The following is a 22,261-nucleotide window of genomic DNA, read 5'->3' as shown; positions in this document are numbered from 1 at the left end:
TGTTAGATTTTCGTAATAACAAATTCTACTCGTCTGTCCTGATCCGGACCATTTCCTAAAGGCCTTGTGTTGCCATAGCCTTTGAAGGTCATTCTGCTTTTTTCGATTCTTTTAAAAATAAGGTATTTATAAACGGCTTCTGCCCGGTTGATGGAAAGCATCCTTTTTCGGGTATCCTTATCGATGGCTTCCTTTTGAAAGGTTGGTGTACAACAGATGTGACCCTGAATTTCAAATTGTATGTTTTTGTACTTGTGAAGGATGCGCGCTATACGATCCAATTCCAGTTTGGATTTTGACGTAAGTTTACTGCTTCCATTGTCAAAAAAAATCTTTTCCAGATAGATGCGGTCGCCCACAATAAGATCCTTTTTGATGTCTTTGTAAACCCCAGGTATCGGTTTTGGTGGCACTGGTTTGAAGTTCATCACAACATCCACACGTCTGTTTTTCTGACGTACTTCAGGAAGGTTGTCGACGATATCATCATCAATCAAGATACGTCCTTTTCCTTCGATGGTTATGATAATCTTGTTCTTGATTCCTTTCTCGATCAGTTTGTTTTTAATCGTATTGGCCCTGTTGCTGGACAATTTGTAATTGTAGGCGTCTTTTCCTCTGTCGTCACAATAACCGTAAATCTGAACGCTTTCTATTCTCGACGTGTCAATTGCTTTTACGAAAGCGACCACTTCATTAGCCTGTTTGTCATCAAGGATGTATTTGTCAAATTCAAAATACACCGAATGCACGACTTCTTCCTGGGCATAGGCAAGTCGGGTAAACAACAACAAAAGGAAAACTACTTTTTTCATCTTAATGATGGCTACGGTCTTTTATTCGCTGTAAATTGATATCTGCCGGAGGATTAATCAAAATCGGGTATTGTTCCACTTTTACAGAACTGCTGTCCAATCCAAATGCTTCTTCTTCCGATAAACTGACTTTTTTCAATAAAAAGTATAGGTCCAAAATTATTCTCTGATACCAAGGGAAATCGTTATCATACGATATGAATTTCTCAATCAATACAAACTTAAAATCACCAATTACGTTGTTTCGTTGCAGCGATTCGTAGCGGCTGGTGATATCTACTTCCCCGTTTTTCACCATGTCCTGAACTACTTTTTTGAAAAGAAGGTTAATTCTCGGCGCCACACGGAAACCTAAATAGAAATCCACACGGATAATGTCGTCTTTAACCATTTCGCGTACGCGGTATTCCATTTCATACGGCTCATCGGTTACATTCACGTGGACAAACCAGTAGATATCGGCACGTTTCGGTCTTTTTTGTAAAATCGAATATACAATTTTTGATTCAATTTCATTGCTTATTTCTGCATTTGTTAAATAAATCAAATGCGTCGCATATTTTGGAATGGAGAGGTCATTACTCAAATCGGAAATCACTTTTTTAAAGTTTTCCAGTTTAACGAATTCCGTATACTCTTTTCTGATTTTCTTGGCTGTGAACCATACTACCATAACCAAGGCCAGTATACCGGCTATAAATACCGAAACGTAACCGCCGTGAGGGAATTTGCTGATATTTGCTGCAAAGAATGAAAGCTCAATCGATAAATACAGTGCTAGCACCGTAATGATGAAAACCGGATGATAACGTTTTAAAACCATGAAGAAACCTAACAGGATGGTGGTCATGATCATACAGAGTACAATGGCCAGACCGTAAGCCGCTTCCATGTTCCCGGATTCTTCAAAGTGCACAACTATGAACACGCAACCAACGAACAATAACCAGTTGATGGACGGAATGTATAATTGCCCCTTTAATTCGGTTGGATATTTAATTCGGGCTTTCGGCCATAAGTTCAGACGCATGGCTTCTGAAATCAGGGTAAAGGAACCACTGATCAAGGCCTGCGAGGCAATAACGGCTGCTGAAGTTGCAATCGCGATTCCGAATGGTAAAAACCAGTCCGGCATCACAAGATAGAACGGATTACCCGGATTGCTCGCGCTGCCGCTCAATTCGGTCAGTGTTTTTCCGCTGTGCGTAATCAGGTAAGCTCCTTGCCCGAAATAGTTGATTACCAACATGGTCTTTACGAAAATCCAGCTGATACGTATGTTTTTAATCCCGCAGTGTCCTAAGTCGCTATATAAAGCCTCTGCTCCTGTGGTACAAAGGAAAACGTATCCCAAAACATAAAAGCCTTCGTGATGTACCTGCAGCAAGTGAATGGCATAATACGGATTTAAGGCTTTAAGTACCGAGATGTTTCCAAAAAGGTGTATGGATCCCAAAACCCCTAACATTCCAAACCAAAGCAGCATCATAGGGCCGAAAAACTTTCCAACAAACTTACTTCCAAACCTCTGGATAAAGAAAAGCACAAACAGGATTGCAATTACAATTGGAATGGTATTAAGGTCGTGGTTGTATGTCTTTAATCCTTCAATGGCTGACGATACGGAAATGGGCGGCGTGATGATACCATCGGCTAAAAGGGCACTTCCTCCAATGATAGCAGGAACAATTAGCCATCTTTTCTTTAACTTTTTAACCAGGGTGTAAAGCGAGAAAATTCCCCCCTCCCCTTTGTTATCAGCTCGAAGTGTTAAGATTACGTATTTGAATGTGGTTTGTAAAGTCAACGTCCAGAAAATACAGGAAATGGCTCCGAGAACAACGTCCTGATCAATTGCCTGCTTGCCAATGATGGCTTTCATTACGTAAAGCGGAGAAGTACCGATATCTCCGTATATAATCCCTAGGGTTACAATTAAACCACCTAATGTTAGTTTATTCAGGTGGTTGCTACTGTGTGAACTCACTTTTAAAAAATTTAAATTAGCGCAAAATTATCATAAAAAAGTACAGCAAAACTAAAAAGGGTATGAAATTTAGTTTTTAAGAATTTTATTATACTCTGCGCTGTTATTCAAAATGGAAACTGCTTTCGAAATTTCAGTATTGCTTTTGGTGTAATATTGATATAAACCTTCCCTGTACTGGTAACGTTTTATAATTTCATCTAACAGCAAATCCTTTATTTCGGCTTTGTTTTTTTCCAATTCTTTTTCTTCGCTTCGTTGTAAGGCCAGCTGTAATTGCTGGTATTCCGCTGCTATGGATTCGTCTATTTTCTCTTTTTTGGCGGTAGCTAATGTGTTTTTCAAAGCAATTTCCGTTTCGGTATCCAACTGAAAGTTATCTTTTTTGAGAAAAGCCTTGAAAGCTGCAAAGTCGGCGTCTGTCAGCGTAGGGACTGTATTGCCCAGATTTGGGTTTTTATAGTAATACTCGGTCGCAAAATTAAAGATGCCATCGTTTTTCATTAAAGCAGCCGCGACGGTACTTTGCTTGGCTTCTGTTAATTCCACATCGGGCTGTATACCGCCTCCGTCATACACAGTTCTTCCTTTTCGGGTTTTAAAGGCGTTGTAGTTTTTCGATTCGGTGCGGATGGCTTTTCCTTCTTTGTCTTTATGAGTGTAATCCAAAGCCTGGATACAGCGTCCGGAAGGTGTGTAATATCTGGAAATAGTGACTTTTACCTGGGTTCCGTAAGTAAGATCCAGCGGACGTTGTACCAATCCTTTTCCGAAACTGCGCGCTCCCACAATTACGGCTCTGTCCAGATCCTGTAAGGCACCGGCCACGATTTCGGAAGCCGAGGCACTTTTTCCGTCCATCAAAACCACCAGCGGAATTTCTAAATCTACCGGTGTTCTTTGCGTTTTGTAGGTATTGTTGTGTTTTTCGTTTTTTGATTTTGTGGTTACAATCACTTCATTTTGCGGTACGAACAGGTTACAAATGTTTACTGCTTCATGCAATAAACCGCCTGGATTTCCGCGCAAATCGAGGATTAATTTGCTGGCGCCCTCCCCTTTCAGTTTGGTTAAGGCCTCTTTTACTTCAAAGGAAGCTTTGGTGTTGAATTGCGACAGCACAATATACCCAGTGGTTTTATCGGAAAGCAAAGAATAAAACGGAACGGCCTTCACCTCTACTTCATCGAGTAGGATTTGCGTGGTCATCATTTTGCCCTGGCGTTTGTACTTGATATCGACTTTAGTGTTTTTTGCCCCGCGTAAAAGGGTTCCGGCATCTTCTTTGAAATCTACCAGATTCACATCGCCTATTTGCACAATTTCGTCACCAGCTTTCAGACCGGCTTTATCGGCAGGGAAGTTTTTGTACGGTTCCACTACGATCAATCGCCCTTCTTTGCGGTTGATCATGGCGCCGATTCCTGTATACTCACCTGTAGAATTGATTTTGAAACGGGCCACATCCTGCTCGTTGAAATAGTTGGTGTACGGATCCAAATCGGCCAGCATGTTCTTGATGGCTTTGTCCATCAGTTCACCCGGATTCACTTCGTCTACGTAATTCTGATTTACGGTTTTGAAAAGTGTGGTAAAAATTTCGATTTGTTTTGCTATTTCAAAAAAATCTTGTTTGAAACTCGCGCCCACAAATAAAAATCCGCCCGCCAAAACTGGAAGGACGTATTTTCTCTTTAGCAATGCTATCATTTTTAAGTCGTTTTTCGTCAGGGATGACTTCGGATAAGGAAGAACCCTACTACGAAAATAAGGATAAAAGGGCAAACGTATGACATTCAGGTAAAGAAAGTTATAAGGTCATGAAATCTTTGTATTTTTTTGCTATACATGTCATCTAGAAAAGAAAGTATTTTAACGGTATTTTCTGACTTATATGCAAAACGAGTCTAGTTTTAAACTAAATTTGGTAAAGTCTTAGTTTAAAACAAGTTATGGATAATTTGTCTGAAAATAAAAGTGTAAGACTGGAATCGCTTGACTTTCTCCGTGGTCTTATCATGGTGCTTTTAGTATTGGACAGTACCGGATGCTATGAGTATATCCAAGAGGCAATTGCTAACAAGGAAAGTTTCGGATTTGCGATCATAAGTCAATTTTTTCACATACGCTGGCGGGGAATACATTTTTGGGATTTGGTCCAGCCTTTATTCATGTTCATGGCGGGAATTGCTATGACATATTCCCTATCGAAGCAGACTTTGCGGAAAGATAAATTCATTAAAATAGCGAAACGAAGTGCACTGTTATTATTCTTCGGACTATTCAAGAGAATACACAGTCCCGAGTGGCTGTCATTGGAGACTCTTGATGTAACGGATATCCTGACACAATTGGCTTTTACAACGCTTATCGCTTTTTTTCTTTTCGATTTAAAAATAAAGTACCAACTGTTCGTTTGCTTCTGTATTTTGCTTCTGACCGATTTTCTTTATCGTTTTTGTTCTGTTCCAGGATTTAATCAGGGATATACTGAATGGCAAAATTTCGGGAATTATGTCGACTGGCTTTTATTCGGGCAAAAACCAAATGAATATGTGTTTATAAACTGGCTGCCAACTGCCGTACATACCGTAGCGGGAACCGTCGTGGGTAAGATTATTATTGATGGAAACAGGCAATTGCGTTTTTTTTTACTGTCAGGAATAGCCTTATTGATTGTTGGTTACGGATTGGATTTTCTAAATGTGATCCCTATCATCAAACGAATTGCAACCGCTTCTTTTGTAACCGCCTCTATGGGATTTTGCTTTCTCTTTTTGTTACTGAGTTACTGGTGGATTGATGTACGCCTCCATAAAAAAGGCTTACTGTTCTTTCATGTGTTTGGGATGAACTCTATTTTTATTTATCTCTTCAGTGAGATTGTGGGCAGAAATTGGCTTAATGGTTATGTCACGATAATTGTAACACCGCTGTTTAAAATGTTCTGTGTAGCAGATTCCCTGATACTCGTTTTTGCTTCACTATGTGTATTTACTGTTGAATGGTATGTTTGTTTTATTCTCTATCAAAAGAGACTATTTTTCAAGTTGTGATATCCCGCTTTTCAATAATAATTAATGCAAAAAAATCCTCCCTTTTTAGTGGGAGGATTTTCCATGATGCTGTTTTTTAGGCTGTTTTTCGACGAAATCTCTTTTTGACTAAGAAGAACCCTGCTAAGAAAATAAGGATAAATGGCCAAAGGTATAGGGCTCCTAAGAAGAAAGTTGCGGCGTTATTGAAACCCTCTTTGGCAGCATTGCCCATCTTTCCGAAATAGGAAGCAGTAGCGCCGCTTTCGGATGGATTATTGGTATACATTTCCAGGTGAACCGTGCTCATGGAAACTTGGTTTTGAAGGTATTTCAGTCGGCCTTCCTTAGCTTCGATTTCTTCGCGAACTTCAGATAACGAATTTTCGATTTCAAGCATTTCCGAAACTTTGGTGGCTTTAGCCAACAGTTCAAAGTACCTTTTTTCAAGAACTCTCTTTGCATTGAGTCTGGCTTCCACATCGATGTACTCTTCGGTAACGTCTTCGGCAGAAATTTCCTTTCGGTCAAAATGATTCACGCCCTGGCTGATTTCTGCAATGAGATTGTCGAAGGCTTGGCTGGGTACACGAATGGTAATATTCCTGAAAACCAGTGCATCGTTTTTACCGGAAGCATCGTTCTGTACCGAGGCTTTGTGTTTGATGATAGCTGCCTTAACGGTGGTAAAAGATTGGTCTAGGTTGGAGGATTCAAAACACAGCGTGCCGGTTTTGATGATTTTGGGTTGATGGTTATCTTTTTTGACAATGTTAGCCGCTTCCATTTTCGCCTCTGAATATTCTCCAGGAGGAGGCGGAATGCTTGCTTCCATAACAACTTCTTCGGACGCTGCAGCTACCGTTTCATCATTATCAGAAACGACCATCATTTTGTCTTCCGAAACCGCTTTTTTGCAGGCTGCAGTAATCAGCAACAGCGATAAACATAAAAATAACGTTCTCATAAGTTTTTGGTTTTAAGAAAGTAACGCAAAAGCCTGAAGAAAAAGTGCGTTTTATCAAGAAATTATTTATCAACTGTTTTGGTCGCTTCGACAAACTTCTCAAAAAGCTGAACTGTTTTTTTGTTGATTTCCTGATAGGAGAGACGTTCTTTGCTCTGATAGAAAAACATAAAAGCATAGGGTTCTTGCATGTTGTCCAGAAGCAATGACTTGTTTAAGCGATAAGTTTCGCGCAGTACCCTTTTGAAATAGTTGCGGTCAACAGCTTTCTTGAAGTATTTTTTGGAAACGGAAACCCCCATTTTCAGCCGCAGGTCATTTTCCGCGGTAATCGGCACATATACAAGGCGCAACGGATACTTCGAAACCGACTTCCCTTCGGAAAACAGTGAATCGATAGTGGTTTTGCTTTTCAGCTTTTCGTGCTTTGGATACGTGTTTTTCATTTCAGGGGCAAAGATACGAACTTCAGCATGAAAGCCCGAGTAAGGTTTGTTTTTTTCTCTTGTCGGAAGGTTATGTTCTGTTGCCGATATTAACCTTTAAAAATCAAATGCATACTCGTTTTTTTGTAAATTTACGTGGCATTTCAAGTTTTCAGTTTGAGATGTACCCATTTCTGCTTCAGCGTGTTTCTGAATTTGTTGACCTTTAATGTTATGTTTCCGGCTTGTACTTTGCACTCTCTCTTCTGCTTGGAATTTTGCCGGAAAGTAAACACAATATTTTATTCTAATACAAAACATTATGAAGACAGCACAGCAATCAATTCAACAAACCGGCATCTGGATCGATTCTTCCAGAGCGATTTTGGTTACCCTTCAAGACGGCAAACAACAGATTACCGAAGTAGGTTCTGTTATGGAAAATCAGATTTATCACGATCATGGAGGGAATAGAGGCGCTTTTATGGGAAGACAGCATGTGAATGATGAGCATAAATATGAACATCGCAAAAAACACCAGCTTCATGGCTTTTTGGAAGATGTGGTAAATCATGCAAAGAACGCCGACGAACTTTATGTGTTTGGCCCGGCCGAAACAAAAAATGAGCTGCGAAAACTGATTCATGAAAACAGAATGCACATGCCGATGAGGCTGAAAGCGATAGAGTCTGCCGATAAGATGAGTCTCAATAAGATTGTAGCGAAAGTGAAAAAGTTTTATTTGCATTAAGGAACCAGATTTCAAGTACAGCAAACGCAACTTTTGGGTTGCGTTTTGTTTTTTGTCACTCAGGATGATTCCCGCAGCGATTTTAGTTTAAAACAAATGGTTTATGAGGAACGCATGCTTCTTTACTCTGGTTTTTCTGTTGCATTATTGCGCTGTTTATGGACAGTTGAAAAAAGACCGGTTCGTGTTTGGTTTTGCCTACGGAACAGGGGAGGAGCTTAAAAACAATGATTATACCTACACCAACAGTTTTTATAAGTTTCATGTTGGCTTTGAAGCCATCCTTCTGAAAGAAGTGCGCAATTATATTTTGAATATCGGCATTGTAGTACGGCACCGGTTTGTGAAGGCGTAAGTGTTTATGCTTTAGGTAGTATAGGGCCGATGATTACCGATACTGAAACCGAACATTTGTAGGACGGATTTGCTTTTTCCGATGTGATTGACTTTAGTGCATCTTTAAAAACCAATAAAATGTATTTTGATTTCCGTCAGAGTTTCCGCCATGTTTCCAATTCGGGGTTTCAGGGATTCAATTCCGGGATCAATACAATGAATTTTGAATTTCAGGTTTCGTTTGCGTTATAATCAATCCTAATCAGATGTATGTAAAACGTTATTTTTTCTTAATTGTGATTTTTTTAAATTCCTGTATGACAGGCAGTAAAAACAACAACGTGAAAACTGGTTGTATCTATCGAGTTATTGCGGCTGATGATTCTCTCGGAAAAATAAGGAACAGGGAATGTGAAACCCTTCCACTGAGTCAGACTATAGTAAATTATACGCAGGGAATGCAAAAATCAATATGCGTAACTGTCCTAAAACGTTCAGTAAAGCCTTTCAGGATCATGTTAATGCCTGGAATGCGATTCGGATCGTTACAGATCGCTATCCAGAGAAAAGAGGAGAGATGCACCTATTGTTCAAAGAACTTGAACAGAGCAAGGATTCAGTGGAATTTAAAAAATTGCAGGGAAATATTTGGGCTACTTGGACGGAAGTAGAAAGGGCTACAAAAAAATAAAGCTGCCTTTTCAGACAGCTTTTGTTGTTATTTGTTGTAAACATTATTCACTTTATCGAAATCGGCCATCAGTCCGCTCGGATCAATAACAATCGATTTGATGTTTGCTTTTTCTTTATTGATGGTGAATTCAAAAGTAGGGTAGGCCCAGTCCCAACCTTCTGTAACAGTTCGTTTTAACGAAGTTTGGTTTGGTTTGTTCCAACGCATTAAAGTCTGCGGTACGTAAAAACTTTCCTGAGTACCGTCTTGATAAGTTACCACAATATCTAAAGGCATTGGCATTCTTCCAAGGCGCTCCAGTGTCACTTTAGTGTTTTTTTTGTTTTCTTCCACCGATTTGATGCCGTAATCGATTGTATTTGTGGTTTTGGTCCATTCCATCAGATACCAGTCTAAATTAGCTCCTGAAACCTTTTCCGTAACGTGCTTGATATCGTTTGGAGTAGGGTGGGTCATCTTATATTCGGAATAATATCTCTTGATGGTTTTCATCAGATTTTCTTTTCCGATAAGGTATTCCAACTGGGATAAGAAAACATTCCCTTTACTGTATGCCTGAATGCTGTATGGACGGTTTTCGTCATAACGGTCGGCGTGTGTTGTTTGCGGCTGTTCTTTACCTGATTTTACAAGGTAATAATAGCCTTTATAGGAATCTTCTTGCGGGTTGTCGACTTTTTTGTCGGCGATTTCATTTAAACCGTAGTTTTCCAGCCAAGTGGTAAAACCTTCGTCCATCCAGCTGTTTTTAGCCTCGTTGGAAGCCAAAACGTGCTGGAACCATGAATGTGCCATTTCGTGCGCTGTAACGCCAACTAATCCTTCGAAAGTGCCTTCTCCGAGGATAAGGGTACACATTGCATATTCCATTCCGCCGTCGCCACCCTGAATAACCGAATATTGGTCATACGGATATTTACCTACGGTGCTGTTGTAGATTTCCATCAGTTTGACAGTAGCCGGTTGTAATTTTTTCCAGTTGTCGATAATTTTCGGATTGTTCTTGTAAAGGAAATGAATAGTGGCGCCACCTGGAACCTGAGCGATGTCATGCAGGTAATTCTTATCGGCAGCCCAAGTGAAATCATGTACATTCGGCGCGATAAAATGCCAGGTTAAATTTTTCTGTTTTTTTGGAATCGTCACAACTACGCCGTTATCCTGATAGCCGTGTCCGATTTCGTTTTTGTTCTGTAAATACCCAGTACCGCCCAAAACATAGTCTTTGTTGATGGTGATTTTTACATCAAAATTACCCCAAACACCGTGAAATTCCCTTCCGATGTAAGGGTCTGCCTGCCATCCTTCGAAATCATATTCCGCCATTTTCGGATACCATTGTGCCATCGAAAGTTCCACACCTTCTTTGTTATTGCGTCCGGAACGGCGTATCTGTACCGGCACCTGTCCGTTAAAATCCAGGGTAAAAGTGGTAGAGGCATGTGGCAATAACGGTTTCGCCAAATCCACTTCCATAATGGTTCCGACCACTTTGTTGTTGGCATTCATACCATCCTGTTTCAGGTTGTTGATTTTAAGATAGCCAATTTCGTTTGGTTTTAAAGCAGCAATGCGACTTTCTTTGATTTCTTTGTCTCCGACTTTTACTTTGTTTACCATACGGCCGTCAGGGTCTTTGATACTTTTTAGACGGGCATCCATGGCGCTGTTTGGTTGGAATGCATTGTTGAATAAATGATAATACACGCGACGTAAGGTGTCTGGTGAATTATTGGTATAAACCAATGTTTGCTTTCCTTTGTATTGGTAGGTTTTCACATCCATGGAAACCTCCATTTTGTAATCGGCGTGTTGTTGCCAGTATCCCGGGTTAGGGTTGTTCTGCGCGAATACTCCGCTGGTTACGAACAGCGATAGTAAAAGGTATTTTTTCATTTTCAATCAAATAAAAAGGAAGGGAAAAATCCCTTCCGATTGTACAATGTTCAAATATAATTATTTTTTTGCCATCTTGGATGCCATTAGTAAGGCGTTATAGGCATTTACTATTTTTCCGGATTTGGAAACCTCGTTAAACGGCTTTACGTCTCTTCCTTCTCCGACGTTAACTTTGTTGGTTAAAGTGGTTCCGGAGTCCATGATAATCTGTTTTACCTGAGCGGCAGTCAGACTCGGATAATAGGATCGGATCAGCGCTGCAACTCCGGCAACATTTGGAGATGCCATTGAAGTTCCCTGCAGGTATTGGTAAGTATTGCTTGGCGTAGTTGCATAGATTTTATCCCCAGGAGCGAAGATATCCACGCTTGTTTTTCCGTAGTTTGAGAAAACAGCCACCATTTCTGTACCGTACGTTGGTGCAGTAGCACCAATAATCAGTACGTTATTGGTAATTTCAGGTTGGTTGTTATATGAATCGGTTGGGTATTTGTTCATTGTATCCAAATCGTACGATTCGTTTCCTGCGGCAAAAACCACTAAAACATCTTTTGAAGCTGCATATTTAATGGCATCGTGTACCCATTCCGGATGCGTTGAATAATATTTCCCGAAGCTTCCGTTGATAACTTTAGCGCCATTGTCTACCGCATAGCGGATACCCAATGCGATGTCTTTATCGTACTCGTCGCCATCCGGCACGGCGCGAACGGCCATGATTTGCACATTGTTGCTTGCTACACCGTCTCCGCCTTTATTGTTACCGCGGGTTTGTGCAATAATTCCTGCCACGTGCGTTCCGTGTTTTGCGCCTTTTTTCTCAGGACCGATAACATTATTGTTGCCGTATTTTTTGTTATTAAGGTCTTCAGGATTGTCACCTACCGCTTTTCTTCCGTCAAATTGCAGGTTTAAATGGTAATTTACCTGTCCGTAAACATGATCTTTGAATTCTTCGATTTCTTTATCGAAATCTTCTTTGGAGCCGATTTGCCCTAAAACCTGAATCATCATTCCTTTGTATTGCAGCAAAGTCTGATCAGTCGTTTCTATCTTTTTAACGTCATCCAAAGTATAATCTTTCTTTTTCAGATGATCGGCAATGGCTTTGTCACCGGCCATGATGAAATCCACCTGCATTTTTTCCTGCATGGCTTCCTTCATTTCTTTTTCAAGTTCGGCTTTTGCTTTGCGGTATGTCGCTGAACCATCGTCTCCTTTTTTCACGATACGTACATATTCCATGTTTTCGTGTTCGGCGTCACCAAGAAAATTCCAGCCGTGAATGTCATCGATGTAACCATTGTTGTCATCGTCTTTTGCGTTACCGGCAATTTCTTTCGGATTGGTCCAGATAGCAGGTTTTAAGTCTTCGTGATCAATGTCGATACCGGAATCAACAACTGCGACAATTACTTTAGTACTTTTTTTACCTTTAAGCAATTCGGCGTAAGCTTTATCCACGCTCATTCCCGGGATAGTGTCCTTGGCCAAATCCAGATCACTCCAGCGTTTTAAGTCATTTTCAGCAATTTTGCCCGTTTTCATCGGCATTTTGTCAATGTTCTCAACAGGAGTAGAAACCATTTTTTGTGTTCCACAACTCGCCAAGGCTAAAGCTAATCCTGCGCACAGGTAATAGGATCTAAGTATATTCATAATTATTCTAGGTTTTTGAGATATGTCTTAAGTATTAGGAATTGTTACAAAATCGAAAAAGATTAACAGTTTTTTTGTATTGAGCAGCAAGTTACGGTTTTTTTGAAATCGAACCGAACGCAGTTAGGTAAAAAAAGAGCTACACTTAGATGAAAAGGTAGCTCACTGCTGTGATTACTATGGTAATCAGGAATAAAATAACCTTAATCATAACAGTTCGTTTTTGATTGATGATTCTTTTGTTTTTTGACTGATGTTATTGTTTGCAATTTGCAATTATCTTTCTCAATACCGCATCGGCTGTTTCCAGTTCTTTTTGGTTGATCCCGTTTAACGCTATGCTGCGGTTTTGCAATACTACTTCGTGAACGTTTCTTATGACTTCTTCGCCCTCTTTGGTAACATGCAGCATAAATTTTCTTCTGTCTTCCGGATTGGTTTCTTTTTCCAGATATCCGGCTTTTATCAGTAAGTCAATGATTCGCGTAACCGAGGCATTGTCCTTGAAAACCAACTCACTCAATTCGTGCTGTGTGATATCAGGGTTTTCAAGTATGCACTTGATTACCAGCCACTGATCGATGGTTATTTTAAAACCGTGTTCGCGCAGTTTTTTTTGGGCAAACATCCGATACAGTCGTATGCTGTGATCAATGTTGTAAAAGATGATATTAACTAACTTCTCCACTAATGATTTCTTTACCCAAAGTTAAGAAGGATTTTTAAATAATTGATATGTCAATTAAATTTTAGTATAAAATTAACGCCTTCAGTTAGTTGGAAGGCGTTTAATTATTTTATCCGATTATGTCTTCGCAGGTGAAAACCTCCTTCAGGCGTACGCCTTTTTCGGTTTGTTCCACAGTGATAATCTGGTTGTGGGCATCGTGTTCCAGGAATAGGTAATAGTTATTTTCCGCCGCCGTGTTCAAAAATTTTTCTTTTTCAGGAAGCGTTAACAGCGGCCGGGTATCATATCCCATTACATACGGTAACGGAAGGTGGCCCGCTGTTGGAAGTAAATCCGCCATGAAAACGATGGTTTTGTCCTGGTACTGAATATGCGGAATCATCATTTTTTCCGTATGCCCGTCTACGTATAAAATGCCTAAGTCCAATTCTTTTGAAATCCCGAAATCGGCTTGCGGGCGTTCAATAAATTTGAGTTGGCCGCTTTCCTGCATCGGCAGAATGTTTTCAGATAAAAAAGACGCTTTTTCCCTCGGATTCGGTTTCGTGGCCCAATCCCAATGGTTGTCGTTGGACCAGAAAACTGCATTTTTGAAAGCCGGCTGATAACCGGTGCGGTCTTTATTCCATTCAACGCTGCCGCCGCAGTGGTCGAAATGCAGGTGCGTCATAAATACATCGGTGATGTCGTCGCGGTGAAACCCGTATTTGGCTAAAGATTTGTCGATAGTATCGTCGCCCCAAAGCGAATAATAGCCGAAAAACTTTTCGGATTGTTTGTCGCCCATGCCTGTGTCAATTAAAATCAGGCGTTTGCCATCCTCAACTAAAAGACAACGTGCAGCTATATCGATAAGGTTATTTTCGTCTGCCGGATTGGTCTTGTTCCAGAGGGTTTTCGGCACTACGCCAAACATGGCACCGCCATCTAATTTAAAATTTCCAGCTTCTATCGGGTAAAGTTTCATGGTTTTCTGCTTAAAAATTGCGTCTGCAAATTAGTAAATCTTCAGAGAATCCGCAATCTAAATCCCTTTATAAGAAATGACTATGAGTGAATAAGTTATAAAAATGTTAGCAGTTAGGTATTAATCGTTTTATGTAATATCTTTGCACTAAATTAGAATTAATCCGTAGTAACGTTATGATTAAAGTTTCAGAAAGCGCAAAAAAGCGAATCGCATTTTTAATGGAAGATGACGGTTTTAACACTGCAACCGATTACGTTCGCGTGGGCGTGAAAAGTGGCGGGTGTTCGGGCTTGTCGTATGAATTAAAGTTTGACAAAACTTTAGGTGAAGATGATAAAGTGTTCGAGGACAACGATATAAAAATTGCCGTGGACAAAAAAAGTTTCCTTTATTTGGTGGGAACCATATTAGAATATTCAGGAGGCTTGAACGGAAAAGGATTTGTGTTTAACAACCCGAATGCACAAAGAACCTGCGGATGTGGCGAATCATTTTCGCTATAAAATTTAGTTACAAGAAATTATGTCAAAATACACTGAAGACGACTTAAAAGTCGAACTCGAAAACAAAGAATACGAATACGGTTTTTATACCGATATCGAATCGGAGACGTTTCCTGCGGGATTGAACGAGGATATTGTTCGTGCGATTTCCAAAAAGAAAAACGAACCGGAATGGATGACCGAGTGGCGTTTGGAATCATTTCGCGCCTGGGAAGAAATGACCGAGCCTCATTGGGCAAACGTACACTACGAAAAACCGGATTTTCAGGCGATTTCGTATTATTCGGCGCCTAAGAAAAAAGACAAATACGAAAGTTTGGATGAGGTAGATCCGGAATTACTGGAGACCTTCAAGAAACTGGGTATTTCTATCGATGAGCAAAAGAAACTGGCCGGTGTTGCGGTGGATATCGTAATGGACTCGGTTTCCGTAGCTACGACATTCAAGAAAACTTTGGCAGAAAAAGGGATCATCTTTTGTTCTATTTCAGAAGCGATTCAGGAACATCCGGAATTGGTTCGCCAATATATCGGAAGCGTAGTACCACAACGCGATAATTTTTATGCGGCGTTGAATTCGGCTGTTTTCTCAGACGGATCGTTCTGTTACATTCCGAAAGGCGTAAGATGTCCGATGGAATTGTCTACGTATTTCCGTATCAATCAAGGTGGAACAGGACAGTTCGAAAGAACGTTGGTAATTGCCGATGAAGGCAGTTACGTTTCTTATCTGGAAGGTTGTACTGCACCAAGCCGTGATGAAAATCAGTTACACGCTGCAGTAGTAGAGCTTATTGCACTTGACAACGCTGAAATCAAATATTCGACCGTTCAAAACTGGTACCCTGGAAACAAAGAGGGTAAGGGTGGGGTTTTCAACTTCGTGACCAAAAGAGGTTTGTGCGAGAAAAACGCAAAAATTTCGTGGACACAGGTAGAAACCGGTTCAGCCGTAACCTGGAAATATCCTTCATGCGTTTTGAAAGGGGATAATTCTATTGGTGAATTCTACTCTATTGCAGTAACCAACAATTTCCAACAAGCAGATACTGGAACCAAAATGATCCACTTGGGTAAGAACACCAAGTCAACCATTATTTCCAAAGGTATTTCTGCCGGTAAATCACAAAACAGTTACCGTGGTTTGGTACAGGTTTCATCAAGAGCAGACAATGCACGTAACTTCTCGCAATGTGACTCATTATTGATGGGTAACAATTGTGGGGCGCATACTTTCCCATATATCGAATCTAAAAACACCACGGCTCAGATCGAGCACGAGGCGACGACTTCAAAAATCGGAGAAGACCAAGTGTTCTACTGCAACCAACGTGGAATACCGACTGAAAAAGCCATTGCATTAATCGTAAACGGATTCAGTAGAGAAGTATTGAACAAGTTGCCGATGGAATTTGCCGTGGAAGCTCAGAAATTATTGGAAATTTCGTTGGAAGGTTCAGTAGGATAATCAGAATATAAAATAAAAGACACATATAGCATGTTAACTATAAAGAATTTACACGCTTCAGTAGAAGGTAAAGAAATATTAAGAGGGATTAACCTTGAAATCAAAGCAGGCGAAGTACATGCCATCATGGGACCTAACGGTGCCGGAAAAAGTACGCTTTCATCCATTATTGCCGGAAACGAAACTTACGAAGTAACCGAAGGGGAAATCGTTTTAGATGGTGAAGATTTATCAGAATTGGCTCCAGACGAAAGAGCACACAAAGGTGTGTTCTTATCATTCCAGTATCCTGTGGAAATCCCTGGAGTTTCGGTAACGAATTTCATCAAAACGGCTATCAACGAAAAACGCAAAGCCAATGGTCAGGAGGAAATGCCTGCCAATGAAATGCTGAAGCTGATCCGCGAGAAATCGGAATTACTGGAAATGGACCGTAAGTTCTTATCACGTTCGTTAAACGAAGGTTTTTCCGGAGGAGAGAAGAAACGTAACGAAATCTTCCAAATGGCGATGCTGGATCCTAAAATCGCGATTCTGGACGAAACGGATTCCGGTCTGGATATCGATGCATTGCGTATCGTGGCTAATGGTGTTAACAAACTTAAAAACGAGAATAACGCTGTGTTGGTAATTACACACTACCAACGTTTATTGGATTATATCATTCCTGATTTTGTACACGTTCTAATTGACGGGAAAATCGTGAAAACAGGCGGTGCTGATTTAGCATTGGAACTGGAAGAAAAAGGATACGACTGGATTAAACAAGAACAGGAAGCATAATATGGAATTGAGAGAAAAACTGCTTGCTTCTTTCATGGCCTTTGAAGAGAAAGTTGATGTGGCGGATGCGCTGCACAATGTTCGTACCGAAGCCTTAAAGAATTTTGAAGAAAAAGGGTTTCCGACCAAAAAAGAGGAAGCCTGGAAATATACTTCACTGAACGCGTTGTTGAAAAACGATTTCAGCATCTTTCCAAAAAAGGAAAATAACATCGATATCAAAGATGTAAAAAAATATTTTCTGAATGATTTAGATACTTATAAAGTAATCTTTGTAGACGGGATTTTCAATACGTTTTTATCTTCCACTACGCACGACGGATTGGATGTTTGCTTAATGTCTTCGGCACTGACCAAACCAAAATACAAAATGGTGATTGATACTTATTTCAATCAAGTGGCCAGCAGAGAAGAGAGCCTTACAACGTTGAACACCGCTTTTGCGTTTGAAGGTGCTTACATCAACATACCGAAAAGCAGGGTAGTAGATAAACCGATTGAAATCATTTATTTCTCAACCGGAAATGAAGCCGCATTGATGGTGCAGCCGAGAAATCTTGTGATAGTTGGGGAAAATGCACACGTGCAAATCGTGGAGCGTCATCAGAGTCTGAATGACAATCCGGTGCTGACCAATTCGGTTACCGAAATTTTCGCTCAGAAACGTGCTATTGTGGATTACTACAAGATACAGAACGATGTACAGACGGCGAACCTGATTGACAATACTTATATTTCACAAAAACAGGAAAGCCGTGTCGCTGTTCATACGTTCTCTTTCGGAGGAAACCTTACACGAAACAACCTGAATTTCTTCCACCACGGAGAAAGAATCGATTCTACGTTGAAAGGAATCACTATCATTGGCGATAAACAGCACGTAGATCACTATACTTTAGTGAACCACGAGCAGCCGAACTGCGAAAGCCACCAGAACTACAAAACCATTTTGGACGGACAGTCAACGGGTGTGTTCAACGGAAAAATTTTCGTGGAAAAAGAAGCGCAGAAAACAGATGCTTTCCAGCAGAACAACAACATTTTATTGAGCGACAAAGCAACGGTTAACGCAAAACCGCAATTGGAAATTTTTGCAGATGATGTGAAATGTTCTCACGGTTGTACGATCGGTCAGCTGGATGAAAACGCGATGTTCTACATGCAGCAGCGCGGGATCCCGAAAAAAGAGGCAAAAGCGCTTCTTATGTACGCGTTCACAAGCGAAGTGACCTCCAGTATCAAAATACCGGAATTAAAGGCTAAAATCGCAAAAATCATCGCTACCAAGCTTGGAGTGAACATGGGATTTGATTTGTAAGAGAGAAGGCCAATTTTAGATAAAAAGAAAACCGCTTTAACAGGCGGTTTTTTTTATTTCTGTAAAACTTGTAAGAGGTTGTTGTGTGTTTGTGTACGCAAATTCTTTGCTAAGAAGTATTGTTGATTCGAAACAAGACGACTTTTTTATTACAGAAAGAGCTATTTTATTTATTGTGATAGATCAATACGGAGTCCGGGTTGATACAATTTAAATTAAGCTTGATCCGGTTAAGATTATAGTCTGAAATTACCCAGTTCATGGGATATGGCGCACAATCATCTCTACCCGTGAGACAACGCTTGGATTTTGGGCTATCCATCGGTAAATTCAAAGTGTGGAAAGGCCTTTGTTTTGCACTTCTAGGCCAATTGTTGATGAATTTTTCCAATTTCTGGTTGCTGTTATTTGTTTGTTGACCGTTGATACCCACCACGGTGAGTAAGGGAGCTGCTAAGTCATTTATAAGAGGATGTAGTCTTTTTGTTTCCTGCTTACTGTTTTCGCCATTTGATATGTAGATGACCTTGAATTGCATCTTTTTGAGTAAAATGGCTAATGAGTCGTCTTTATTTTCTTTAATAAACTTGTCGATATATTCAAGTAATTCCAGAGTAATTCCCCCTCCGCTATTGTCGAAATAGCCGCCGTCTACAAAGTATTTTCCATTGATTTCACCAGCTGGTGACAAATAGGGAAATCGGGATCCCAAAACAACAGCCGTGCTTAATTTCATGCTTTTACCAATCTTGCCCTCACATGTACAGGGTATGGAATCCAACTGCTGAAGCACGTCCATCCTGTTTGTAAAATCCTTATTTATTTTAATATTGCTGATTACACCAGGAGTGCCTGTTTGAAGACTTGTCGTATTAATAAATAACAGTGGCAATTTAGCCTTGTTGTCAAAAATGGAATTAATAGTGTCTTTGAATGTATTGTTGATCAATTCACTTTCGGACAGTTTTTCCATTGATTCTTCAAGGGCAGCAGCCCTGTCATTGGTTCGGAGGAAAGGAAACAGGTGTTTGAACAGGTCGGATCCTAAATAATGAGCAAGGGTGTAACTTAAAAAATCACCTTCAAAAAAATTATCGGTTTCAAGACTGAAGTTTACATTTTTATCCTTTTTAAGCAGCGAATAAAATGCCGCGTTTCCTACGGAACCACCCGATGCTCCTGCTAAACTTAAAAGATGATCTGAGAACTTATCTCTTTTTTCAGAATCAGATTCTTCTAGCATGGACAGTACGGAAGCAACCCAATAACCTGATTTTGATGCACCACCATCAGCTAGTACGAGATATACTGGATAGGGTTTTAAGCTGTCAGATTGATTTATCATATCATACCTGGATTTGTTGGTCGCCCATTCGGTCAGATAAGTTTTGATATTTGGTCTTTCATTATATAAATTATCCCGAGGCGCTTCTAGTAATTCTACTTTATATGGGTTTCCAAAAAGACCAATGACAACTGCAACAATCAGAAAAGGAATGCCAAAACGGACTTTCCATTTTAAAGAGTAATATTTTACCAAGCAGATGATTCCAATCCAGATTCCTAAGGCCAGCAATAAGCAAGTTAGCGGGCCGCACCAATCTGCAAATTTTGGGAAAGTGATTATCAACAGATATATAAAAAAAGTCACTATCGCACATAAATTGTAAACTGTTTTCCACCATTTAGAATCCTTTTCGCTGATTTTTTTATTTTCGAGCCTTTTTCTTCTTTCCACTACAAAACATATAAATAATATTTGTAGAGTAAAGTATACCATAGACATGATGCACCAGATCCATACATGTTGTTTGTAGTCACCAAATCTTAAAAATCCGTCTTTCAAGTCACCATCAGAAAATAAAAAAGCATAGGCTATGAAAACAACATAAAGAACAGCTATTATTAAAGAAGTTATTTTTAGTTTTTTTTCTCTTGACTCAACCGTTTTGTCAAGTAAAAAGTAGTAAGCATTATGAGCAATAAACAATAAAAAAAATGTAAATGTCGACTTTCCAGAAAAATAGACAGTGGGCAAATTTAGAGTCGCCAATTGAAGTCCTACAAAAACGTTATAACCAATTAATCTGGGAGCATGGAGCAGGACAGAAGGACTGATGTATTTGCCGTTTTTTCGTGTATAGCAATCAGCTACCAATCTTGAGCTGAACCAAGCAAATAATGACCATAGAAGAACACTGATTGTTGACCATACAAAAGGCCCTCCATTTTCAACGGCCTGCATCAATATATCCTGACCTATTGACATGAAAACAATTATAAAGTAATATAAAAGCAGGAAAAAAATACCTGGGAAAAACAGATATAATGGGCGAAATAGAATCCCGATTTTCTCTAAAGCATTCCTCAAAGGCCTTGCTATTCTTTTAAGTTTCTTAAAAAAAGAGATTATGAACCTCTTAATTGACATAATTGTTTTCATAACGACATTTTTTGGGTTCGGTTTTTTAGGTAAATCAGTAATATCTTTTTATAAAGTTATAGGCATTGTCCCCCATCACTCTGTCTACAATTTCTTCGGGTTCAATTCGATTAATAACATTTAACTGAGATGATTTGGCTGTCATGTAGTTATGGGCCTGTTTTATTAAATAATCGGATAAAGTCGGGAAATCTTCGGCTGTCCAGTACCCGTTGATGGGATTGATGATGCCGTCATAATCGCTTCCGATGGTTTGAATTGACCAGGCAAACATGCCTTTTGAATCCAATAGTTCGGCGATATGCTGAATCTGCCTCCAAACCAAAACAGAGGAATGGTATAAGACCTTTCTGCGTAGAAGCCCATGGGATTTTCGTAATTCATAATCACCTGGAGCTGCTATCCTCCTTTCATCTAGTTGTATTCCAAAAATACCATTGGTTTGGGCTACTTTAAGAATCTCATCGTCGTAAAAATTAATGTCATCCTGCAGAAATAAATGTTTGTCTCTTTCATTTCCGATTACAGCACCATGGCTCACTATAACCGGAATGTCCTGACCCGCGTAATTTGTGTCCAATATGTCGAAATACTCCAATCTGGATTTACGGCTCATGTGTTTGATGTCAATTAGGATTCTTTTGTTGTCGGTATTGTCAAGCAGTCTTTCCACGGCTTTTTTCCCCAACGCCGTGAAACCTGAATTCACCCCATATTCTTGATTAACGGCAATTTTAATCGGTCCCGTGAGACTATGTGCGTGCCCGCATAATTCATTGTAAAAATGATGCGCCAGGGTAATGAAGAATGGGCGATGTTCCCAGTTTTTGATTTTGTCGATATTGCCAAGCACATAACTTTCCTGGGCAGGATGGTTCACAGGGTCAATACCCGTTCCAAAAACATGTCCGCCTTCAATTGTAACGATTACTGCGATACAGTTTGCGTTGAGATCATCTGTTGTATCCTGGTCAAGGGCAATTTCTACATCTGTTGCATTTCTTGCCAGGACATATTGATAATTAGCGCGATCGGCAAGTTTTATTGTTTTTCCGCTTAGCTGCTTAAGATACGCATACTCGTTTTCCAAATCTGGAAAATAGTCTGTGATGGACTGAATATAATCAATTCGTTTGTCGCCAACCGAGGTAACGAAATTTACTAAGATATCATTGAAGTCGCCCGTGCCGAATTTGTTGTCAAAGAAACCTCGTTCAAATGGATATAATGAAGCAAAAACAACCCCAGCGTTCCCAAAACCCGCTGCAGAAAGGCTGCTTTGGCGATATTTAACAAATCCTCCTAGTAAGTCGATAAGCTTTTTAAAAAAGTTTGGGGGATCGTAATACCAAATGCAATTTTTTTGGTTTAGACTTGTACTGTTTTCTTTTGCCGGGAAGCTATGACCGTAGGGTTTCATGGTTGGGTGACAGTGTATGTCAATAAAGTGTTTCATAATTGTATCTTTTTATTTTTTAATTTATCATGCTTGAACTGTAGGATATTAGCTAAAAATC

19 protein-coding genes and 1 pseudogene are annotated in these 22,261 nt (G+C 39.9%); 9 read left to right on the top strand and 11 right to left on the bottom strand.

Annotated elements, in window-relative coordinates:
- Nucleotides 1-2: 2 nt before the first annotated feature.
- From FEDK69T_RS02670 to FEDK69T_RS02660, 3 genes are all read right to left on the bottom strand, one after another.
- Nucleotides 3-815 (bottom strand): OmpA family protein, encoded by an 813-nt coding sequence (locus FEDK69T_RS02670; protein WP_023572601.1) that lies wholly within the window; start codon nt 813-815, stop codon nt 3-5.
- Between the two features lies 1 nt (nt 816).
- On the bottom strand, nt 817-2,802 hold the full coding sequence (locus FEDK69T_RS02665; RefSeq protein ID WP_035630676.1) for a KUP/HAK/KT family potassium transporter: 1,986 nt from the start codon (nt 2,800-2,802) through the stop codon (nt 817-819).
- 69 nt (nt 2,803-2,871) lie between these two features.
- On the bottom strand, nt 2,872-4,512 hold the full coding sequence (locus FEDK69T_RS02660; RefSeq protein WP_035630677.1) for a S41 family peptidase: 1,641 nt from the start codon (nt 4,510-4,512) through the stop codon (nt 2,872-2,874).
- 242 nt (nt 4,513-4,754) lie between these two features.
- Here FEDK69T_RS02660 and FEDK69T_RS02655 point away from each other — a divergent pair, with 242 nt between their 5' ends.
- Complete coding sequence (locus FEDK69T_RS02655; protein WP_023572598.1) at nt 4,755-5,858, top strand: acyltransferase family protein; 1,104 nt, start codon at nt 4,755-4,757, stop codon at nt 5,856-5,858.
- A gap of 76 nt (nt 5,859-5,934) precedes the next feature.
- Here FEDK69T_RS02655 and FEDK69T_RS02650 read toward each other — a convergent pair whose 3' ends face one another.
- Nucleotides 5,935-6,804, bottom strand: coding sequence for a DUF4349 domain-containing protein (locus tag FEDK69T_RS02650; protein WP_023572597.1), 870 nt, complete (start codon nt 6,802-6,804; stop codon nt 5,935-5,937).
- A 62-nt stretch (nt 6,805-6,866) separates the two neighbouring features.
- Complete coding sequence (gene rnpA / locus FEDK69T_RS02645; protein WP_023572596.1) at nt 6,867-7,250, bottom strand: ribonuclease P protein component; 384 nt, start codon at nt 7,248-7,250, stop codon at nt 6,867-6,869.
- 301 nt (nt 7,251-7,551) lie between these two features.
- On the opposite strand from rnpA, the gene FEDK69T_RS02635 reads away from it, so the two are divergent.
- From FEDK69T_RS02635 to FEDK69T_RS02625, 4 genes and pseudogenes are all read left to right on the top strand, one after another.
- On the top strand, nt 7,552-7,980 hold the full coding sequence (locus tag FEDK69T_RS02635; RefSeq protein ID WP_023572594.1) for a hypothetical protein: 429 nt from the start codon (nt 7,552-7,554) through the stop codon (nt 7,978-7,980).
- Between the two features lie 103 nt (nt 7,981-8,083).
- On the top strand, nt 8,084-8,335 hold the full coding sequence (locus FEDK69T_RS15340; protein ID WP_051385057.1) for a hypothetical protein: 252 nt from the start codon (nt 8,084-8,086) through the stop codon (nt 8,333-8,335).
- 80 nt (nt 8,336-8,415) lie between these two features.
- A pseudogene (locus FEDK69T_RS15770) lies at nt 8,416-8,568 on the top strand (acyloxyacyl hydrolase); the annotation flags it as partial.
- Nucleotides 8,569-8,788: 220 nt separating this feature from the next.
- Entirely contained in the window at nt 8,789-9,007 is a 219-nt protein-coding gene (locus tag FEDK69T_RS02625; RefSeq protein ID WP_023572591.1) for a hypothetical protein, read from the top strand.
- A 27-nt stretch (nt 9,008-9,034) separates the two neighbouring features.
- On the opposite strand, the gene FEDK69T_RS02620 is transcribed toward FEDK69T_RS02625, so the two are convergent.
- From FEDK69T_RS02620 to FEDK69T_RS02605, 4 genes are all read right to left on the bottom strand, one after another.
- A complete protein-coding gene (locus tag FEDK69T_RS02620) occupies nt 9,035-10,906 on the bottom strand; it encodes a M1 family metallopeptidase (protein ID WP_023572590.1) in 1,872 nt (623 codons plus the stop codon).
- Between the two features lie 60 nt (nt 10,907-10,966).
- Nucleotides 10,967-12,568: a S8 family peptidase gene (locus FEDK69T_RS02615; protein ID WP_023572589.1), complete on the bottom strand. Its 1,602-nt coding sequence runs from the start codon at nt 12,566-12,568 to the stop codon at nt 10,967-10,969.
- Nucleotides 12,569-12,824: 256 nt separating this feature from the next.
- Nucleotides 12,825-13,256 (bottom strand): MarR family winged helix-turn-helix transcriptional regulator, encoded by a 432-nt coding sequence (locus FEDK69T_RS02610; RefSeq protein WP_035630679.1) that lies wholly within the window; start codon nt 13,254-13,256, stop codon nt 12,825-12,827.
- A 109-nt stretch (nt 13,257-13,365) separates the two neighbouring features.
- Complete coding sequence (locus FEDK69T_RS02605; protein WP_023572587.1) at nt 13,366-14,226, bottom strand: MBL fold metallo-hydrolase; 861 nt, start codon at nt 14,224-14,226, stop codon at nt 13,366-13,368.
- Between the two features lie 176 nt (nt 14,227-14,402).
- Between FEDK69T_RS02605 and FEDK69T_RS02600 the strand changes: the two genes are divergently transcribed.
- Genes FEDK69T_RS02600 through sufD form a run of 4 tightly spaced genes read left to right on the top strand, consistent with a single transcriptional unit; the run spans nt 14,403 to nt 18,301 of the window.
- Nucleotides 14,403-14,732, top strand: coding sequence for a HesB/IscA family protein (locus FEDK69T_RS02600; protein WP_023572586.1), 330 nt, complete (start codon nt 14,403-14,405; stop codon nt 14,730-14,732).
- A gap of 19 nt (nt 14,733-14,751) precedes the next feature.
- Nucleotides 14,752-16,200, top strand: a complete 1,449-nt coding sequence (gene sufB, locus FEDK69T_RS02595; RefSeq protein WP_023572585.1) for a Fe-S cluster assembly protein SufB — start codon at nt 14,752-14,754, stop codon at nt 16,198-16,200.
- Nucleotides 16,201-16,230: 30 nt separating this feature from the next.
- Complete coding sequence (gene sufC, locus FEDK69T_RS02590) at nt 16,231-16,983, top strand: Fe-S cluster assembly ATPase SufC (RefSeq protein ID WP_023572584.1); 753 nt, start codon at nt 16,231-16,233, stop codon at nt 16,981-16,983.
- A gap of 1 nt (nt 16,984) precedes the next feature.
- Complete coding sequence (gene sufD, locus FEDK69T_RS02585; RefSeq protein WP_023572583.1) at nt 16,985-18,301, top strand: Fe-S cluster assembly protein SufD; 1,317 nt, start codon at nt 16,985-16,987, stop codon at nt 18,299-18,301.
- Between the two features lie 166 nt (nt 18,302-18,467).
- Here sufD and FEDK69T_RS02580 read toward each other — a convergent pair whose 3' ends face one another.
- Together FEDK69T_RS02580 and FEDK69T_RS02575 are read right to left on the bottom strand one after the other, a co-directional pair.
- Nucleotides 18,468-20,570, bottom strand: coding sequence for a patatin-like phospholipase family protein (locus FEDK69T_RS02580; RefSeq protein WP_162147235.1), 2,103 nt, complete (start codon nt 20,568-20,570; stop codon nt 18,468-18,470).
- A gap of 208 nt (nt 20,571-20,778) precedes the next feature.
- The gene (locus tag FEDK69T_RS02575; RefSeq protein WP_023572581.1) at nt 20,779-22,200 is read right to left on the bottom strand and encodes a membrane dipeptidase; all 1,422 of its coding nucleotides are present in this window, start codon (nt 22,198-22,200) and stop codon (nt 20,779-20,781) included.
- Nucleotides 22,201-22,261: the final 61 nt, after the last annotated feature.

Source organism: Flavobacterium enshiense DK69, assembly GCF_000498495.1.
GTDB lineage: Bacteria > Bacteroidota > Bacteroidia > Flavobacteriales > Flavobacteriaceae > Flavobacterium > Flavobacterium enshiense.
Note: the sequence above shows the minus strand (reverse complement) of the source record. Positions and strands in the feature narration are given on the sequence as shown.

Excerpts from the sequence above, each read along its gene's own strand:
- FEDK69T_RS02615 (WP_023572589.1), bottom strand. The coding sequence starts at position 12,568 with ATGAATATACTTAGATCCTATTACCTGTGCGCAGGATTAGCTTTAGCC.
- sufD (WP_023572583.1), top strand. The coding sequence starts at position 16,985 with ATGGAATTGAGAGAAAAACTGCTTGCTTCTTTCATGGCCTTTGAAGAG.
- rnpA (WP_023572596.1), bottom strand. The coding sequence starts at position 7,250 with ATGAAAAACACGTATCCAAAGCACGAAAAGCTGAAAAGCAAAACCACT.
- FEDK69T_RS02605 (WP_023572587.1), bottom strand. The coding sequence starts at position 14,226 with ATGAAACTTTACCCGATAGAAGCTGGAAATTTTAAATTAGATGGCGGT.
- FEDK69T_RS02575 (WP_023572581.1), bottom strand. The coding sequence starts at position 22,200 with ATGAAACACTTTATTGACATACACTGTCACCCAACCATGAAACCCTAC.
- FEDK69T_RS02620 (WP_023572590.1), bottom strand. The coding sequence starts at position 10,906 with ATGAAAAAATACCTTTTACTATCGCTGTTCGTAACCAGCGGAGTATTC.
- FEDK69T_RS02580 (WP_162147235.1), bottom strand. The coding sequence starts at position 20,570 with ATGTCAATAGGTCAGGATATATTGATGCAGGCCGTTGAAAATGGAGGG.
- sufC (WP_023572584.1), top strand. The coding sequence starts at position 16,231 with ATGTTAACTATAAAGAATTTACACGCTTCAGTAGAAGGTAAAGAAATA.
- FEDK69T_RS02670 (WP_023572601.1), bottom strand. The coding sequence starts at position 815 with ATGAAAAAAGTAGTTTTCCTTTTGTTGTTGTTTACCCGACTTGCCTAT.
- FEDK69T_RS02650 (WP_023572597.1), bottom strand. The coding sequence starts at position 6,804 with ATGAGAACGTTATTTTTATGTTTATCGCTGTTGCTGATTACTGCAGCC.
- FEDK69T_RS02660 (WP_035630677.1), bottom strand. The coding sequence starts at position 4,512 with ATGATAGCATTGCTAAAGAGAAAATACGTCCTTCCAGTTTTGGCGGGC.
- FEDK69T_RS02655 (WP_023572598.1), top strand. The coding sequence starts at position 4,755 with ATGGATAATTTGTCTGAAAATAAAAGTGTAAGACTGGAATCGCTTGAC.
- FEDK69T_RS02635 (WP_023572594.1), top strand. The coding sequence starts at position 7,552 with ATGAAGACAGCACAGCAATCAATTCAACAAACCGGCATCTGGATCGAT.
- FEDK69T_RS02625 (WP_023572591.1), top strand. The coding sequence starts at position 8,789 with ATGCGTAACTGTCCTAAAACGTTCAGTAAAGCCTTTCAGGATCATGTT.
- FEDK69T_RS15340 (WP_051385057.1), top strand. The coding sequence starts at position 8,084 with ATGAGGAACGCATGCTTCTTTACTCTGGTTTTTCTGTTGCATTATTGC.
- sufB (WP_023572585.1), top strand. The coding sequence starts at position 14,752 with ATGTCAAAATACACTGAAGACGACTTAAAAGTCGAACTCGAAAACAAA.
- FEDK69T_RS02600 (WP_023572586.1), top strand. The coding sequence starts at position 14,403 with ATGATTAAAGTTTCAGAAAGCGCAAAAAAGCGAATCGCATTTTTAATG.